This is a genomic window from Providencia xihuensis (assembly GCF_041953405.1).
GTDB classification, from domain to species: Bacteria; Pseudomonadota; Gammaproteobacteria; order Enterobacterales; family Enterobacteriaceae; genus Providencia; species Providencia vermicola.
In genome coordinates this window covers 4,214,405-4,229,782 of record NZ_CP169565.1, presented here as the reverse complement: position 1 = coordinate 4,229,782, position 15,378 = coordinate 4,214,405, and the positions used below count along the sequence as shown (strand labels likewise).

Below are 15,378 nucleotides of genomic sequence, written 5' to 3'. Positions count from 1 at the left end.
GTGAAAGTATTGACTGTATTCGGCACTCGACCAGAAGCCATCAAGATGGCGCCGTTAGTTCATGCACTGGCGAACGATGCTGATTTTGAAGCAAAAGTTTGTGTCACTGCACAACATCGTGAAATGCTTGATCAAGTACTGAAATTATTTGAGATCACACCCGATTACGATCTCAACATTATGAAACCAGGGCAAGACTTAACGGATATTACCTGTCGTATTCTTGAAGGGCTGAAAAGTGTTTTTGCCGATTTCCAGCCTGATGTTGTTCTTGTTCATGGCGACACTGCAACTACTATGGCAACGAGCCTCGCTGCCTTTTACCATCGTATTCCTGTTGGGCATGTTGAGGCAGGGTTACGTACGGGGAATCTTTATTCGCCATGGCCTGAAGAAGCTAACCGCAAAATTGCGGGGCACTTAGCGATGTATCACTTCGCCCCAACAGAAAACTCACGCCAAAATTTATTAAAAGAATCGATCCCTGATAGCCACATTTTTGTGACTGGCAATAGCGTGATTGATGCGCTGTTATGGGTGCGAGATAAAGTCATGAGCGACCAGCACATGATGGAAAAGTTGGGTGCAAACTACCCATTTATTGACCCTAATAAGAAAATGATTTTAGTGACAGGCCACCGCCGAGAAAGTTTTGGTGGCGGTTTTGAGCGTATTTGCCACGCATTGGCTGACATTGCTCAGGCTCACCCAGATGTACAAGTTGTTTATCCTGTGCATCTGAATCCAAATGTGAGTGAGCCTGTAAAACGTATTTTGCATAATATTGATAATATTATTTTAATTAGCCCTCAAGAATATCTTCCATTTGTCTACTTAATGAATCATGCCTACTTGATTTTGACTGATTCAGGGGGAATTCAAGAAGAAGCGCCTTCTCTCGGTAAACCCGTTTTAGTCATGAGAGATACCACTGAGCGACCTGAAGCCGTTGACGCAGGTACAGTTCGTCTTGTGGGAACAGATACACAAAAAATTGTTAACGAAGTTAATCGGTTACTGACAGATGATGCGGAATATCATGAAATGAGCCGCGCACATAACCCGTATGGGGATGGTCATGCTTGTCAGCGTATTCTTACAGCATTAAAAAGTAATCAGGTGAAATTATGAGTTTTGAAACTATTTCTGTTATTGGCCTTGGTTATATCGGTTTACCAACAGCAGCAGCCTTCGCATCACGTAAAAAACAGGTTGTCGGTGTGGATGTTAACCAACATGCGGTGGATACTATTAATCAAGGGAAAATCCACATCGTGGAACCTGAACTTGATATCGTGGTGAAGAAAGCCGTTGAAGAAGGCCATTTGAAAGCTTTTACAAAGCCACAGCCTGCCGATGCTTATTTGATTGCTGTTCCAACACCATTTAAAGGTGATCACGAACCCGATTTAGCTTATGTCCGTTCTGCGGCAGAGTCGATTGCGCCTGTGCTGAAAAAAGGTGATTTAGTGATCCTTGAGTCTACTTCTCCAGTAGGTACAACGGAGCAAATGGCACAGTGGATGGCGGAAGCTCGCCCAGATTTAACGTTTCCACATCAAGCGGGTGAAGAAGCGGATATTGATGTTGCTTACTGCCCAGAGCGTGTATTGCCAGGGCAAGTGATGGTCGAATTAATTAAAAATGACCGTGTTGTGGGCGGCATGACACCGAAGTCTTCACTGCGAGCGAGTGAGTTATACAACATTTTCCTTGAAGGGGAATGCGTGATCACCAATTCAAGAACCGCAGAAATGTGCAAATTAACGGAAAACAGCTTCCGTGATGTTAATATCGCATTTGCGAACGAATTGTCATTAATTTGTGCAGAGCAAGATATCAATGTGTGGGAGCTGATCAGCCTAGCAAACCGCCACCCGCGCGTGAATATTTTACAACCAGGCCCTGGTGTTGGTGGTCACTGTATTGCCGTTGACCCATGGTTCATTGTTGCTCAAAATCCGAAACAATCACGTTTAATCCACACCGCACGTTTAGTGAATGACGGCAAGCCAATTTGGGTCGTTGATCAAGTAAAAGCAGCTGTTGCGGATTGCTTAGTGGAAACAGGCAAGAAAGCCAGCGAAGTGACGATTGCGTGTTTTGGCCTTTCGTTTAAACCGAATATTGATGATTTACGTGAAAGCCCAGCAATGCATATCACTAAAATGGTGGCGAACTGGAACCCAGGTAAAACTTATGCGGTTGAGCCACATATCGAAGAATTACCAACATCGCTGAAAGGCATTTCTGAATTAGTTTCAATTGAAAAAGCGGTGAATGAAGCGGATGTGATCCTAATGTTAGTTGACCACAATGTTTTTAAAGGCATTCAAGGTTCAGCAATCCCACAAAAATGGGTTGTGGATACAAAAGGAGTCTGGCGTTGAAACGCATTCTAATCACTGGAGGTGCGGGGTTTATTGGCTCCGCAGTGGTGCGTCATATTATTGAGAATACGAACGACAGTGCGATTGTGATTGATTGCCTGACTTATGCAGGCAACCTTGAATCCCTCGCGCCTGTCGCGAGCAGTGAACGCTATGCGTTTGAGCAAGTGAATATCTGCGACCGACAAGCACTTGACCACGTTTTTGCTCAATATCAACCCGATGCTGTTATGCATCTGGCGGCGGAAAGCCACGTGGACCGTTCTATTGACGGTCCTGCCGCTTTTATTGAAACCAACATTGTGGGTACTTACACACTGTTAGAAGCCGCGCGTCATTATTGGTCTGCGTTAGATGAAGGGAAAAAAGCGGCATTCCGTTTCCACCACATCTCGACAGACGAAGTATACGGTGATTTGGATGGTCCTGAAGGTTTCTTCACAGAAACAACACCTTATGCGCCAAGCAGTCCATACTCTGCCTCTAAAGCATCTAGCGACCATTTGGTGCGTGCGTGGCAAAGAACTTATGGTTTGCCAACGATGATCACCAACTGCTCAAATAATTATGGGCCATATCATTTCCCTGAGAAATTGATCCCCTTAATTATTTTAAACGCCTTAGCGGGCAAACCACTGCCAGTGTATGGCAAAGGTGAGCAAATTCGTGATTGGTTGTTTGTGGAAGATCATGCACGCGCTTTACATTTGGTGGCAACAACGGCGCAGCCAGGCACAACGTACAATATCGGTGGGCATAACGAACGCCGTAATATTGAAGTTGTTGAAACCATTTGTGAGCTGCTGGAAGAGTTGCATCCGCAAAAACCACAAGGTGTAGCACATTACCGCGATTTAATTACTTATGTGAAAGACAGACCTGGTCACGACATGCGCTATGCTATTGATGCAGCAAAAATTGAGCGTGAATTGGGCTGGAAACCTGAAGAAACTTTCGAGTCTGGTATTCGCAAAACAGTGTTGTGGTATTTGAATAACGAAACTTGGTGGCGTCGTGTACAAGATGGCTCCTACGCAGGTGAACGCTTAGGCCTTGGCAATTAGGTGAAACCATGAAAGGTATTATTTTAGCGGGGGGATCGGGAACGCGTTTACACCCAATTACCCGTGGTATTTCTAAACAATTATTGCCTATCTATGATAAGCCAATGATTTATTACCCGCTTTCTGTCTTGATGTTAGCGGGTATTCGCGAAATTTTAATTATTTCGACTCCCGATGATTTACCGATGTTCAAGCGCCTATTGGGGGATGGACATGAGTTTGGTATTGAACTGAGTTATGCAGAGCAGCCATCACCAGATGGATTAGCACAAGCCTTTATTATTGGTGAAGAATTTATCAATGGTGATAGCTGTTGTTTAGTCTTAGGGGATAACATTTTCTTTGGTCATTCGTTTAGCCCGAAACTGAAATCAGTCGCAGAACGCTCACATGGGGCAACGGTATTCGGCTACCAAGTCATGGACCCAGAGCGCTTTGGTGTGGTGGAGTTTGATGATAATTTTAAAGCGTTATCTATCGAAGAAAAACCGACAAAACCGAAATCAAACTGGGCGGTAACAGGGTTATATTTCTACGACTCTCAAGTGGTTGAATTTGCTAAGCAAGTCAAGCCATCTGAACGCGGTGAATTAGAAATTACGTCTATCAATCAAATGTATTTAGAGCGCGGGCAGTTAAATGTTGAACTGCTTGGCCGTGGTTTTGCTTGGTTGGATACGGGCACCCACGACAGCTTGATTGAGGCAGGTACATTTGTACAAACCGTTGAAAAACGACAAGGTTTTAAAGTTGCCTGCTTAGAAGAAATCGCATGGCGTAATGGTTGGCTAACCGACGAACAAGTCGCAGCTTCCGCGCAGCAACTGAAGAAAACCGGTTATGGGCAATATTTAGAGGATTTACTCCGTGTCCGTCCGCGCCAGTATTGATGGTTTGCAGTGGGAGAGCGACTTCTTTCATCGCTCAACCGCAAAATTAAATTTCTCGGGGCAGAACCTCGAAACTGTCCTTGCTTATCAAATGGATGCGTACGATATCATCCAAGCCAAGGTTGCAGCATCTGAAACGTTATTGATTGATGACTTAACCAGTATGGGGTTTGCATTTGTCGAAGGTGAAATTGATTTTGCCCTCACTATTGGCACAGAAAATGCTTATCTAAAGGCGGGGTTAACGGTGGCAGATAGCATCGTTGCGGCGCAAGTGGATGACGTCCCTTTACTGCAACAAGCAGCTGCCTCTGTCTTTAGTAATAGCCGTTTTCGCGCGCCTTGGTATCGTGAAGGGGACAGCGGGCGGTTTTACGCGTTGTGGATAGAAAAAGCCGTGCTTGGTACGTTTGACCATACTTGCTTATTAGTCAAAGACGCCTCTGACCGCATTTTAGGTTTTGTGAGTTTGCGCCATATTGATGATGATACTGCACGCATCGGGCTTTTAGCGAAAGTGCCTGAAGCGCAAGGGCGAGGAATAGGTCGCAAGTTAATGTCTGCGGCATTCGACTGGTGTGTGCAACACCAAAAAAGACAGTTAAATGTTGCCACCCAAATCAGCAATGTTGCGGCATTAAATCTTTATTCACGTAGCGGTGCGGCGATTGCCAGTACCGCCTATTGGTTATACAGGGGACAACATGATTCCATTTAATAAACCACCCGTTGTAGGCACTGAATTAGAGTATATGAGACAAGCCATGGAAAGTGGCAAGCTGTGTGGTGATGGTGGTTTCACAAAACGTTGTGAAGAGTGGATGGAAAAACGTTTTAATTGCCCAAAAGTGCAGTTAACACCATCTTGCACCGCGTCATTAGAAATGGCGGCAATCCTGATTGATATTAAGCCTGGCGATGAAGTGATCATGCCGAGCTTTACCTTTGTATCAACCTCAAACGCATTTGTTCTGCGCGGCGCGAAAATTGTGTTCGTTGATATCCGTCCAGATACGATGAATATTGATGAAACGAAAATCGAAGCGGCGATTACTGAGCGTACGCGTGCGATTGTGCCTGTTCACTACGCAGGGGTTGCCTGTGAAATGGACACCATCATGGATATTGCCAAAAAACATGACCTATTCGTCATTGAAGATGCGGCACAAGGCGTGATGTCAACCTATAAAGGCAAGGCTTTAGGGACAATTGGCCACATTGGTTGTTACAGTTTTCATGAAACCAAAAACTACTCTTCCGGTGGGGAAGGTGGCGCGACGTTAATCAACGATAAAGACTTAATCAGCCGTGCTGAAGTGATCCGTGAAAAAGGGACAAACCGTAGCCAATTCTTCCGCGGACAAGTGGATAAATACACATGGCGTGATATCGGTTCAAGCTACCTGTTGTCTGATTTACAAGCGGCTTACCTGTGGGCTCAATTGGAAGAAGCAGACAAAATCAACGAACGCCGTTTATTGCTATGGAAACGTTACTACGAAGCGCTGCAACCGCTGGCGGATGCAGGCCGTTTAGTATTAGCGACTGTGCCTGAAGGTTTAGTGCACAACGCCCATATGTTCTACATCAAATTGAAGGATGTGGAAGAACGTACTGAATTCAATGAGTTTATGAAATCTCACGGCATTTTAACTGTGTTCCACTACGTTGCACTACACACAAGTCCTGCGGGGCTGGAGTTTGGTCGCTTCCATGGTGAAGACAAATACACTACGAAAGAAAGTGACCGACTGGTGCGTTTGCCGATGTTCTACAACATGACGGATGCAGAACAACAAACAGTTATCGAACAGATTAAGGCGTTCTTTGCCTAATGTCGTTAGCTAGAGCCTCTGTTTGGACTGCTGGGTCTACCCTGATTAAAATCGGGGCAGGCCTGCTTATCGTTAAATTACTGGCGATTGCATTTGGCCCGAGCGGTGTTGGGTTGGCGGGGAACTTCCGCCAATTGATCACCGTTCTGGGTGTATTGTCTGGTGCGGGGATTTTCAATGGTGTCACAAAGTATGTGGCAGAGCACCATCAAGACCCCGTCAAGCTTCGTGCTGTTTTAGGGACATCATCAACGCTAATCCTCGGCTTTTCAACGCTGTTAGCCATTGTTTTCTTATTATTCAGTGGTGCTATTAGTCAGGTATTATTTGATAGTCCTGATTACGCCTCTGTGATTTATGCTGTGGCTTTTATTCAGATGGGGATAGCCTACGCAAACTATTTTTTAGCCATCCTAAAAGGTTATCGAGACGCATCGGGTAACGCTCAAGCTATCATTTTAGGGAGCTTAGTGGGTGTTGTTGCCTATTATTTGTGCTATACCTTGGGAGGATATGAAGGTGCGCTTGCAGGCTTAGCCCTTGTACCAGCCTTAGTTGTCCTGCCCGCAGGCTTGATGATTATTCGCCGTAAACAATTTGCACTGTCAATGCTTAAACCCGCGTGGGACAAAGCCATTGCAACGCATTTAGGTAAATTCACTGTTATGGCGTTATTAACGTCAGTGACATTACCTGTTGCTTATATCATGATGCGAAATCTATTGGCGGAGCGTTATAGTTGGGATGATGTCGGGTTATGGGCGGGGGTTAGCACCATTTCAGATGCTTACTTGCAGTTTATTACCGCATCATTTTCAGTGTATTTGCTGCCAACACTTTCCCGTTTACAGCATAAAAGCGAAATTTCATCTGAAATTATCAAAGCATTAAAATTTGTCTTACCCGCTGTCGCGGTTGCCAGTTTTATGGTTTGGCTCCTGCGTGATTTTGCCATTTGGCTGCTATTTTCTGAGAAGTTTACAGGAATGAGAGACCTTTTTGCTTGGCAATTGGTGGGGGATGTCCTGAAAGTTGGCGCATATGTGTTTGGTTATTTGGTGATAGCCAAAGCCGCATTGCGTTTTTATGTTCTGACAGAAGTGAGTCAATTTGTGTTGCTGATGGGTTTTGCTCACTGGCTTATTCCTGAGCATGGCGCAGTTGGTGCGACACAGGCCTATATGGCTACTTATATCGTATACTTTATTTTATGTTGTTGCGTATTTTTGATTTACCGTAGGCGAGCATGACAACCTTAATACATGTACTGGGATCGAACCTCCCACACCATAATCAGACGGTTTTGACGTTTTTTAATAGCGTAATTAGCCAGGAAATGGCGCCGTCACAAAAATTGCATTTTATGGTCGTAAGCGATGATGCGCGGCTTGCTGACGCTTATCCGCAGCTCGAAATTGATATTTTTGAGAGTAAAAAAGCCATTGCAAATAGTGTGATCAAGCGGGCGAAAGCAGATCGCCGTACCCGTTTCTTCTTCCATGGGCAATTTAATGCACCGATTTGGCTGGCACTGTTATTTGGCCAAATCAAACCTCACCAATTTTGGTGGCATATCTGGGGTGCGGACCTGTACGAAGAATCCAATTCACTGAAATTTAAACTGTTTTATGTTTTACGCCGCTTAGCGCAAAAAAAAGTTGGGCATGTTTGTGCGACGCGTGGCGATTTATGTTATTTCCACCAGTCGAACCCGAAAGTGCCTGCTTCAGTGCTGTATTTTCCAACACGGATGGATCCTGCTTTAACGATAAGCGAACGTAAGCCACGTGAAGGCGAGCAATTGACTATCTTGCTCGGTAACTCAGGTGATCGCTCTAATCGCCATGTAGAGGCTCTGATTGCGATTAAACAGCAGTTTGGTGATAAGGCTCGCGTGATTATCCCAATGGGGTATCCTGCGAACAACCACGTTTATATTCAACACGTGGAAGACGCGGCAAATAGCCAATTTGCAGCGGGCCAGGTAGAAATCCTTAAAGAGCGTATGGAATTCAGTGATTATCTTAACGTGTTGAAGACCTGCGATCTCGGCTATTTCATTTTTAATCGCCAGCAAGGTGTTGGGACGGTTTGTTTATTAATTCAATTCGGCATCCCATTTGTGATCAGCCGCCAAAATACGTTTTGGCAGGATTTAACGGCACAAAACGTGCCTGTATTTTTTTATGGTGATGAATTGACGACCTCGCTGGTGGATGAAGCGCAACGTCAAATGGCTTTGTTGGATAAAGCTAATATCGAATTTTTTGCTCCAAACTTTACTGAGGGGTGGAAAACCATTCTCAGTATCGCGGAGGGGCGAGCATGACGCTAATGGAGTTAGGTGGCTTAGCGTTGGTCTACCTGATATCAATCATCTTTATTGGCACTTTGCTCTATAAAGAGTTTTTACGTGTTCGCTTTAACTTCAACATTTTCTTTTCAATGTTGTATTTATTGACATTTTATTTTGGTTTTCCGTTAACCTGCGCCTTAGTGTTCCAGTTTGATGTGGCGGTTGTGACAGCTGATTATCTCTTGTATGCGCAGCTTGCGGCGACCAGTTTTTATGCCATTTATTACGTGGCTTATAAAACGCGGCTATCGCGCAAAGTGGAGACTTCACGGCGTGCGCTGTTTAGTATGAACAAAGTCGAAACCAATCTCACTTGCATGTTATTAATCGCTATTGCGGTAGTGACGGTAGGTATTTTCTTCATGCAGAACGGTTTTTTACTATTCAAGCTGAAATCCTACAGCCAAATTTTCTCCAGCCAAGTTTCAGGGGTCGCATTGAAGCGGTTTTTCTACTTCTTTATTCCTGCCATGCTGATTGTGTATTTTCTGCGACCAACACAAAAACGCTGGATTTTCTTCCTTGTCAGCACCGTAGCTTTTGGTTTTTTAACCTATGTTATTGTGGGTGGGACAAGGGCGAATATCATCATCGCTTTCGCACTATTTTTATTTATCGGTATCGTCAGGGGGTGGATCACTCTGTGGATGCTGGGTGCGGCAGGTGTCGCCAGTATTGTTGGGATGTTCTGGCTGGCATTAAAACGCTATGGCTTGGATGTGAGCGGCTCCGAGGCGTATTACACTTTCTTATACCTGACTCGAGATACGTTCTCGCCATGGGAAAACCTCGCTTTATTACTCAGCCATTATGATGAGATGGATTTCCAAGGACTTGCACCGATTATTCGTGATTTTTATGTGTTTATCCCATCGTGGGTATGGCCAGAGCGACCAGATACCGTACTAAACTCAGCGAACTACTTCACTTGGGAAGTGCTGAATAACCATTCTGGATTAGCCATTTCACCGACTTTGATTGGTTCATTAGTGGTGATGGGTGGGGTGATTTTCATTCCGCTCGGTGCAATCGCGGTGGGGTTGATCATTAAGTGGTTTGACTGGATTTATGGCATGAGTTTGCAAGAGCCAAACCGCTATAAAGCCGCGATTATGCAGGCATTTTGCTTCGGTGCGATTTTTAACATTATCGTATTAGCGCGTGAAGGCGTCGATTCTTTTGTCTCACGGGTGGTTTTTTTCTGCTTAATTTTTGGGTTATGCCTGATTCTAGCAAAACTCCTGTATTGGTTATTTGAAAGTGCGGGGCTTATCCGCACAAAAACAGCTTCTTTTTTAAGAAGCCAACAACGTGAAAGTCGTTAAGGAAGCATCATGGAACCGTCATCAACTCAATCTTCATCTGTTCCTCAGTATTCGATTCGTGGACATAATATTTGGGGCTTCAAAGATATGGCCCACTTTTTGAATTATTTGTTTGCGAATGGTGAAACCAAAACGGGTACTTTGGTCGCGATTAATGCGGAAAAAGTGATGATTGCGGAGAAAGACACCGCGTTAAATACCTTATTAGGCCAAGCTGAATATCTGTACGCAGACGGGATCAGCATTGTGCGCGCCATTCGCCGTAAATACCCAGAAGCTCAGGTTTCCCGTGTTGCAGGTGCAGATTTGTGGGAAGGACTGATGGAAAGAGCTGGGCGCGAAGGTACGCCTGTATTCTTAGTCGGTGGTAAGCCAGAAATCCTCGAACAAACCGAAAGTAAACTGCGCGCTCAGTGGAATGTGAACATTGTTGGTTCGCAAAATGGCTATTTTACCGCCGAAGACCGTGGTGCTTTGTTTGAACGCATTCATGCGAGTGGCGCTAAAATTGTCACAGTCGCGATGGGGTCACCAAAGCAAGAACTCTTTATGCGTGATTGTCGCGTTATTCATCCAGACGCACTGTATATGGGTGTTGGCGGGACTTACGATGTTTTTACAGGTCACGTGAAGCGTGCTCCGAAAGTGTGGCAAAACTTAGGCTTAGAATGGCTATATCGCTTATTATCACAACCTTCACGTATTACTCGTCAGTTTAAATTACTGAAGTTTTTAGGCTACTATTATGGCGGTAAGCTGTAAGTTTATTTCCGAGTAATAATGTATTGATAAAGCGGGATTTTTCCCGCTTTATTTTTGTTTACTTATTAGATTTTTTATCTTTCCTTGCTGATTGTAAAATCACTCAGTGGCGTATTCGCTGGTCTCTTTCCTCAAATATTTCTATAATTCATCAAAAATAAATGTAGATCATGGTTTTTCTCTATAATTTGGGTCTATGACATGCTTTTCAGTCGACAAGTCGGCTGTTTTTAATAAATTACAGTAATTATGACTAATTTCGTTCCAATTCACGCTGTGGTTTAACGATAATAATTGATGACAGGGGTATTTATGGGGAATCCACAACAGGGACTTCAGCGCGGGTTAGAAGCTCGGCATATTGAGCTTATTGCGCTAGGTGGAACAATTGGCGTTGGGCTATTTATGGGCTCAGCCAGTACGCTAAAATGGGCAGGGCCTTCCGTACTGCTCGCATACATCATTGCGGGTATTTTTGTTTTCTTCATCATGCGTTCCATGGGTGAGATGCTGTTTCTGGAGCCTGTCACTGGGTCGTTTGCTTCTTTTGGTTATAAGTATCTGGGCCCATTTTGGGGGTGCCTCACCGCATGGGGTTACTGGTTTATGTGGGTGGCTGTTGGGATCTCAGAAATTACCGCCATCGGTGTTTACGCCGAATATTGGTTCCCAGATGTACCTCAGTGGATATTTGCCATTGTTGCCGTGGTTTTGGTCGCATTGGCCAACCTTGCTGCCGTTCGTTTGTATGGCGAGTTAGAGTTTTGGTTTGCGATGATCAAAGTCACCACCATCGTGGTGATGATCCTGATTGGTTTAGGGTTAATTTTTTTTGGCCTTGGGAATAACTTCGAGCCGATAGGGCTGGCTAACCTGACGGAACATGGTGGCTTCTTTGCTGGGGGCTGGAAAGGCTTTTTATTTGCCTTGTGTATCGTTGTGGCTTCCTATCAAGGCGTTGAATTAGTAGGGATCACCGCAGGCGAAGCGAAAAATCCGCAAGTCACGCTGAAAAAAGCGATCAATAACATTTTATGGCGTATTCTGATTTTTTATGTTGGCGCGATTTTTATTGTTGTTACCTTATTTCCGTGGACTGAAGTCGGGCAGCAAGGGAGTCCATTTGTCTTAACGTTTGCGAAAGTGGGGATTGTCTCTGCGGCAGCGGTGATCAACTTTGTAGTACTCACTGCGGCGCTGTCTGGGTGTAATAGTGGGATGTACAGTGGCGGTCGTATGTTGTACGCATTAGCGCAAAATAAGCAGCTTCCCAGCGGGCTACTGAAGCTCACAAAAAACGGTGTTCCTGCACGTTGTGTTGGTTTTACAATACTGTGTCTCGTTGCAGGCTCTAGCTTGAATTATATTATTCCAAATCCAGAAAAAGTGTTTGTGTACGTGTACAGCGCAAGCGTTTTGCCAGGGATGGTACCATGGTTGGTCTTGCTCACCAGCCAAATTCGTTTTCGCCAGCAAAATAAAGAACAATTAGTGGGACACCCGTTTAAATCAATTTTATTTCCATGGGTCAACTATGCGACGTTACTCTTTTTGGCCTGTGTATTAGTGGGCATGGCGATAAACCCAGATACACGGATGTCATTAATTGTCGGAGCACTCTTTTTAGGGGCAGTTTCCCTGCTTTATTTTTTAATTCAGGCGTTAAACGGCCGCAGTAGAAAAGCCTAGGCAAGATATTTTCTCGGCGCTTTTATGGGTGTCGAGCAAAAAAGAGGGCAAAAATGCTCTCTTTCTCGGCGAAATGGATAAAAGGCAAGCAATCGATATTTTTATTTCAAAAAGGACTAGACAGCGGGTAGATAAATCCGTACTATCCTCTCCCGCAACGGCGTTAAGCGCCCGTAGCTCAGCTGGATAGAGCGCTGCCCTCCGGAGGCAGAGGTCTCAGGTTCGAATCCTGTCGGGCGCACCAGTTTTAGCACGTCGCTACGGTTGGCAAAATGACGTTGTATGTAGTATGATAGCAACGCTTTGAAAAAAGTGAAGTTATGGTGGCTATAGCTCAGTTGGTAGAGCCCTGGATTGTGATTCCAGTTGTCGTGGGTTCGAGTCCCATTAGCCACCCCATTTTTTTTGTGACATTGCGAGGGTGGCGGAATTGGTAGACGCGCTAGCTTCAGGTGTTAGTGTCCTATGGACGTGGGGGTTCAAGTCCCCCCTTTCGCACCACGAAAAAAATTGATGTGAAGCAGTACATTTCGGCGAGTAGCGCAGCTTGGTAGCGCAACTGGTTTGGGACCAGTGGGTCGGAGGTTCGAATCCTCTCTCGCCGACCAATTTAAAGAACCCCGCTTAATAGCGGGGTTTTTGCATTTTTAACCCGATGTTGATTTTTTTATACTCACTGTTGGACGAGCTTGCTCGCTATCTTTTAAACCCCTTCTTTTCTGTTCCTTTTGAGTGCATGCACGTCATTAATTCGCTATATCACACCATAATCTTTAACGCATTGTTTTTTATGTAAAAAATAAGTGTCGTAATTTTTATACAAACCCATACTTCTGTGTCGCCAAAAAGAGACATTTTACCTATTGATTTATAAGGTTAAATTTATAAGTGAGTTAAGGTGTCTCTATATTGAGACAAAGAAATACGCTTTCATTCATGCTAAAGGTTAAAAAAAATGAGGTGAAGGGAGCGTGCAAATTTTCTGGGTTCAAAATACCCCGTAAAACTAAGATATACAGAAACGTTAGGAATAGCAGGGGAAAAAATAGGATGATGGAAAAAGTTGGCACGTATCCTGCATTATTAAATATGTAGATGCTCATCTCACTTCTTATGATAGCAATGCTTCATAAACCCAGAGATGACGCAAAGCCGATTATCGGTGCCTATTGTCCAACTTAGATGATCAAGAGCTCATCCTCTTACCATCAACGAACGGGCGAAACGTTGAGTGAGGCACCATCCGTCTGTAGACCTGATTGTATTTTACACCTGCCTAGTGCAGGTGTTTTTTTTGCATTTTTTATGGTAGGCCTCTTATTTATAGGAATAAGAGGCTGAAATCAAATAGGAAGACTAATTTTTACCTTTGCTAAACCATTTGCTGAGCCAGCGAGTAATGTAGGTATAACAAAGAATAATAAACGTAATGATGAAAATATCTTTACTGAGGTCTTCAGTATTAAAGCCGATGATCATGATAAAAACAAAAGGTGATAAAACTAACAGAAGTAGGTCAAAAAAGATTTGCAAACGGTTTGGTGTCGCGATAATCCAGCGCCAAATAGCTTTAACTACATTCATATATATTTCCTAAATTCATTCAAAGCAAAAATGCATATAGTGTTTTATACACTATGTGTTTGTTTTATGACATAGCTGAACTTGTTTTGTTTGCAATGAATTGATTATGTTTTTTAGCGATAGGCATTTCTTCATGCGGTATACCGACGATAATACTTTATTTGTCTTTTTTAGATATTAATGGAGTCACAAAGTGGGGCGAAATGACCCTTTTTGTCAATTTATCGGCAGTTAGAGGACGAAATAAAAACGCCACTTCAGAGTGTGGCGTTTTTATTTTGAGGAATAACTAAGTGCGTTCTTGTTTCAAGGAATGCATTAGGGCTTCTTGGCGGATCTTAGCGGCTTCGTTTGGTTTATGTAGCTTATCGTAGGTATCGGCGAGCCATGAAGCATCTTGAACATCAAAGCGTTGTGCTAAAGCTGCTTTGAAGTAGGATTCTGCTTTTTCCCATTGGGCATTATGTAACGATAAAACACCTAGTGTGCTGTTTAATAAAGGTGTGGCACCATTTTGTTTTTGCAAATGCAGTAACGTTTTCTCAATAGCTTCAGGGTGATCGCTGTTAACTTTTGGTATTAACAAGAGTAAGCGCTCATCATATTGTTGCTTTAAGCCATCAATAATCATTTTCTCTGCACTTTTGGTATCACCACACTCAATCAAGTGTTCAGCCAAGAAGGCTTGAAGTGCGGTTTCATGGCGGACACGGCGAGGTTGTGATTTCCACCAATCTTTAAGGCCATCACTTCCACCTTCAGCCATACATTGGTTCATTAACCCTTTGTAAGCTTTAAGTTTTAATGCATCAAGCTCGTCTTCATTATGAAACTGAACTTTTGCCATCACGGGAAGTAATTCGATTAATGCTTGGTAAGCGCCTGAACGTAAGTAAGCTTGTTCGGCAAGGCGTAGAACTTCGGGATGCCTTGGGGCTTTATCAATTAGTTTATCGATACCATTACGGGCAGCGTGGACTTCACCTTCAGCAAGCTGAATACGCACACGGCAAATATCGACAGGGAGTTGGTCACTACCAGCGGCTTCAGCCGCGCGGTCTAAATACTGGTGAGTGCGGAACTCATCACCACGTTGCTGCGCCGCTTCAGCGGCCATCAAATAGTTAATCACCGGCTGCTGAGAGAAATCAGCGTGCTTACTCATCAGCTTTTCAACTTGCTCAAAATCACCTTCAGCTAATTTCAGCAATGCTTTTTGAGTTTGAGTGTGGGCTTTATGGTATTTACGACCGCTTACCCATCCTTTCGTGCGTGAAGTGGTGCTCATAAAACGGCGATAACACCAACCAAGGAATAGCAGTACAAATTGCAGCAAGATGAAGCCTAAAACTAAACTCGTGACGCTGGTAGTGATGTCATAATTATCTGTACGAATAAAGACATACCCTTGGTGACCTGCCAAGAGAGGTCCTAAGATCACACCTGCAATCAGGACTAGAAAGAGGATTAATACTTTAATCAT

At 44.0% G+C, this 15,378-nt stretch carries 13 protein-coding genes and 4 tRNA genes; 15 read left to right on the top strand and 2 right to left on the bottom strand.

What is annotated here, in order from left to right:
- The 15 genes from wecB to ACE2AL_RS19165 all read left to right on the top strand — a co-directional run bounded on the left by wecB (window position 1) and on the right by ACE2AL_RS19165 (window position 12,919).
- Window positions 1-1,131, top strand: a complete 1,131-nt coding sequence (wecB, locus tag ACE2AL_RS19235) for a non-hydrolyzing UDP-N-acetylglucosamine 2-epimerase (RefSeq protein ID WP_206083074.1) — start codon at window positions 1-3, stop codon at window positions 1,129-1,131.
- On the top strand, window positions 1,128-2,390 hold the full coding sequence (gene wecC / locus ACE2AL_RS19230) for a UDP-N-acetyl-D-mannosamine dehydrogenase (protein ID WP_225820884.1): 1,263 nt from the start codon (window positions 1,128-1,130) through the stop codon (window positions 2,388-2,390). Before wecB ends, wecC begins: the two co-directional genes overlap by 4 nt.
- The gene (gene rffG, locus ACE2AL_RS19225) at window positions 2,387-3,454 is read left to right on the top strand and encodes a dTDP-glucose 4,6-dehydratase (protein ID WP_272539560.1); all 1,068 of its coding nucleotides are present in this window, start codon (window positions 2,387-2,389) and stop codon (window positions 3,452-3,454) included. Before wecC ends, rffG begins: the two co-directional genes overlap by 4 nt.
- An 8-nt stretch (window positions 3,455-3,462) precedes the next feature.
- Entirely contained in the window at window positions 3,463-4,344 is an 882-nt protein-coding gene (gene rfbA, locus ACE2AL_RS19220) for a glucose-1-phosphate thymidylyltransferase RfbA (RefSeq protein ID WP_206083078.1), read from the top strand.
- Window positions 4,322-5,062 carry a dTDP-4-amino-4,6-dideoxy-D-galactose acyltransferase gene (gene rffC / locus ACE2AL_RS19215; protein WP_375083771.1) on the top strand — a complete coding sequence of 247 codons (741 nt, stop codon included), beginning with the start codon at window positions 4,322-4,324 and terminating at the stop codon, window positions 5,060-5,062. Before rfbA ends, rffC begins: the two co-directional genes overlap by 23 nt.
- Complete coding sequence (gene rffA, locus ACE2AL_RS19210) at window positions 5,049-6,179, top strand: dTDP-4-amino-4,6-dideoxygalactose transaminase (protein WP_206083080.1); 1,131 nt, start codon at window positions 5,049-5,051, stop codon at window positions 6,177-6,179. Before rffC ends, rffA begins: the two co-directional genes overlap by 14 nt.
- Entirely contained in the window at window positions 6,179-7,429 is a 1,251-nt protein-coding gene (gene wzxE / locus ACE2AL_RS19205) for a lipid III flippase WzxE (RefSeq protein ID WP_272573894.1), read from the top strand. The genes rffA and wzxE overlap by 1 nt, the downstream gene beginning before the upstream one ends.
- Complete coding sequence (locus ACE2AL_RS19200; RefSeq protein WP_206083082.1) at window positions 7,426-8,508, top strand: TDP-N-acetylfucosamine:lipid II N-acetylfucosaminyltransferase; 1,083 nt, start codon at window positions 7,426-7,428, stop codon at window positions 8,506-8,508. Before wzxE ends, ACE2AL_RS19200 begins: the two co-directional genes overlap by 4 nt.
- Window positions 8,505-9,860 (top strand): ECA oligosaccharide polymerase, encoded by a 1,356-nt coding sequence (gene wzyE / locus ACE2AL_RS19195; RefSeq protein ID WP_206083083.1) that lies wholly within the window; start codon window positions 8,505-8,507, stop codon window positions 9,858-9,860. Before ACE2AL_RS19200 ends, wzyE begins: the two co-directional genes overlap by 4 nt.
- 9 nt (window positions 9,861-9,869) lie before the next feature.
- Entirely contained in the window at window positions 9,870-10,622 is a 753-nt protein-coding gene (gene wecG / locus ACE2AL_RS19190) for a lipopolysaccharide N-acetylmannosaminouronosyltransferase (RefSeq protein WP_206083085.1), read from the top strand.
- A gap of 312 nt (window positions 10,623-10,934) precedes the next feature.
- Window positions 10,935-12,311 carry an amino acid permease gene (locus ACE2AL_RS19185; protein ID WP_375083770.1) on the top strand — a complete coding sequence of 459 codons (1,377 nt, stop codon included), beginning with the start codon at window positions 10,935-10,937 and terminating at the stop codon, window positions 12,309-12,311.
- A 167-nt stretch (window positions 12,312-12,478) separates the two neighbouring features.
- A tRNA-Arg gene (locus ACE2AL_RS19180) sits at window positions 12,479-12,555 on the top strand.
- A 79-nt stretch (window positions 12,556-12,634) separates the two neighbouring features.
- Window positions 12,635-12,710: transfer RNA gene (locus ACE2AL_RS19175), tRNA-His, on the top strand.
- A 16-nt stretch (window positions 12,711-12,726) separates the two neighbouring features.
- A tRNA-Leu gene (locus ACE2AL_RS19170) sits at window positions 12,727-12,812 on the top strand.
- Between the two features lie 30 nt (window positions 12,813-12,842).
- Window positions 12,843-12,919, top strand: a tRNA-Pro gene (locus ACE2AL_RS19165).
- Between the two features lie 748 nt (window positions 12,920-13,667).
- Here ACE2AL_RS19165 and ACE2AL_RS19160 read toward each other — a convergent pair.
- Window positions 13,668-13,895 carry a hypothetical protein gene (locus ACE2AL_RS19160; protein ID WP_206083089.1) on the bottom strand — a complete coding sequence of 76 codons (228 nt, stop codon included), beginning with the start codon at window positions 13,893-13,895 and terminating at the stop codon, window positions 13,668-13,670.
- Between the two features lie 289 nt (window positions 13,896-14,184).
- Window positions 14,185-15,378, bottom strand: a complete 1,194-nt coding sequence (hemY, locus tag ACE2AL_RS19155; protein WP_375084326.1) for a protoheme IX biogenesis protein HemY — start codon at window positions 15,376-15,378, stop codon at window positions 14,185-14,187.

What these genes read in the sequence shown, in the direction of transcription:
- wecC (WP_225820884.1), top strand. Translation starts at nt 1,128, where the DNA reads ATGAGTTTTGAAACTATTTCTGTTATTGGCCTTGGTTATATCGGTTTA.
- rfbA (WP_206083078.1), top strand. Translation starts at nt 3,463, where the DNA reads ATGAAAGGTATTATTTTAGCGGGGGGATCGGGAACGCGTTTACACCCA.
- ACE2AL_RS19200 (WP_206083082.1), top strand. Translation starts at nt 7,426, where the DNA reads ATGACAACCTTAATACATGTACTGGGATCGAACCTCCCACACCATAAT.
- wecG (WP_206083085.1), top strand. Translation starts at nt 9,870, where the DNA reads ATGGAACCGTCATCAACTCAATCTTCATCTGTTCCTCAGTATTCGATT.
- ACE2AL_RS19185 (WP_375083770.1), top strand. Translation starts at nt 10,935, where the DNA reads ATGGGGAATCCACAACAGGGACTTCAGCGCGGGTTAGAAGCTCGGCAT.
- wzxE (WP_272573894.1), top strand. Translation starts at nt 6,179, where the DNA reads ATGTCGTTAGCTAGAGCCTCTGTTTGGACTGCTGGGTCTACCCTGATT.
- wzyE (WP_206083083.1), top strand. Translation starts at nt 8,505, where the DNA reads ATGACGCTAATGGAGTTAGGTGGCTTAGCGTTGGTCTACCTGATATCA.
- ACE2AL_RS19160 (WP_206083089.1), bottom strand. Translation starts at nt 13,895, where the DNA reads ATGAATGTAGTTAAAGCTATTTGGCGCTGGATTATCGCGACACCAAAC.
- hemY (WP_375084326.1), bottom strand. Translation starts at nt 15,378, where the DNA reads ATGATTAAAGTATTAATCCTCTTTCTAGTCCTGATTGCAGGTGTGATC.
- rffA (WP_206083080.1), top strand. Translation starts at nt 5,049, where the DNA reads ATGATTCCATTTAATAAACCACCCGTTGTAGGCACTGAATTAGAGTAT.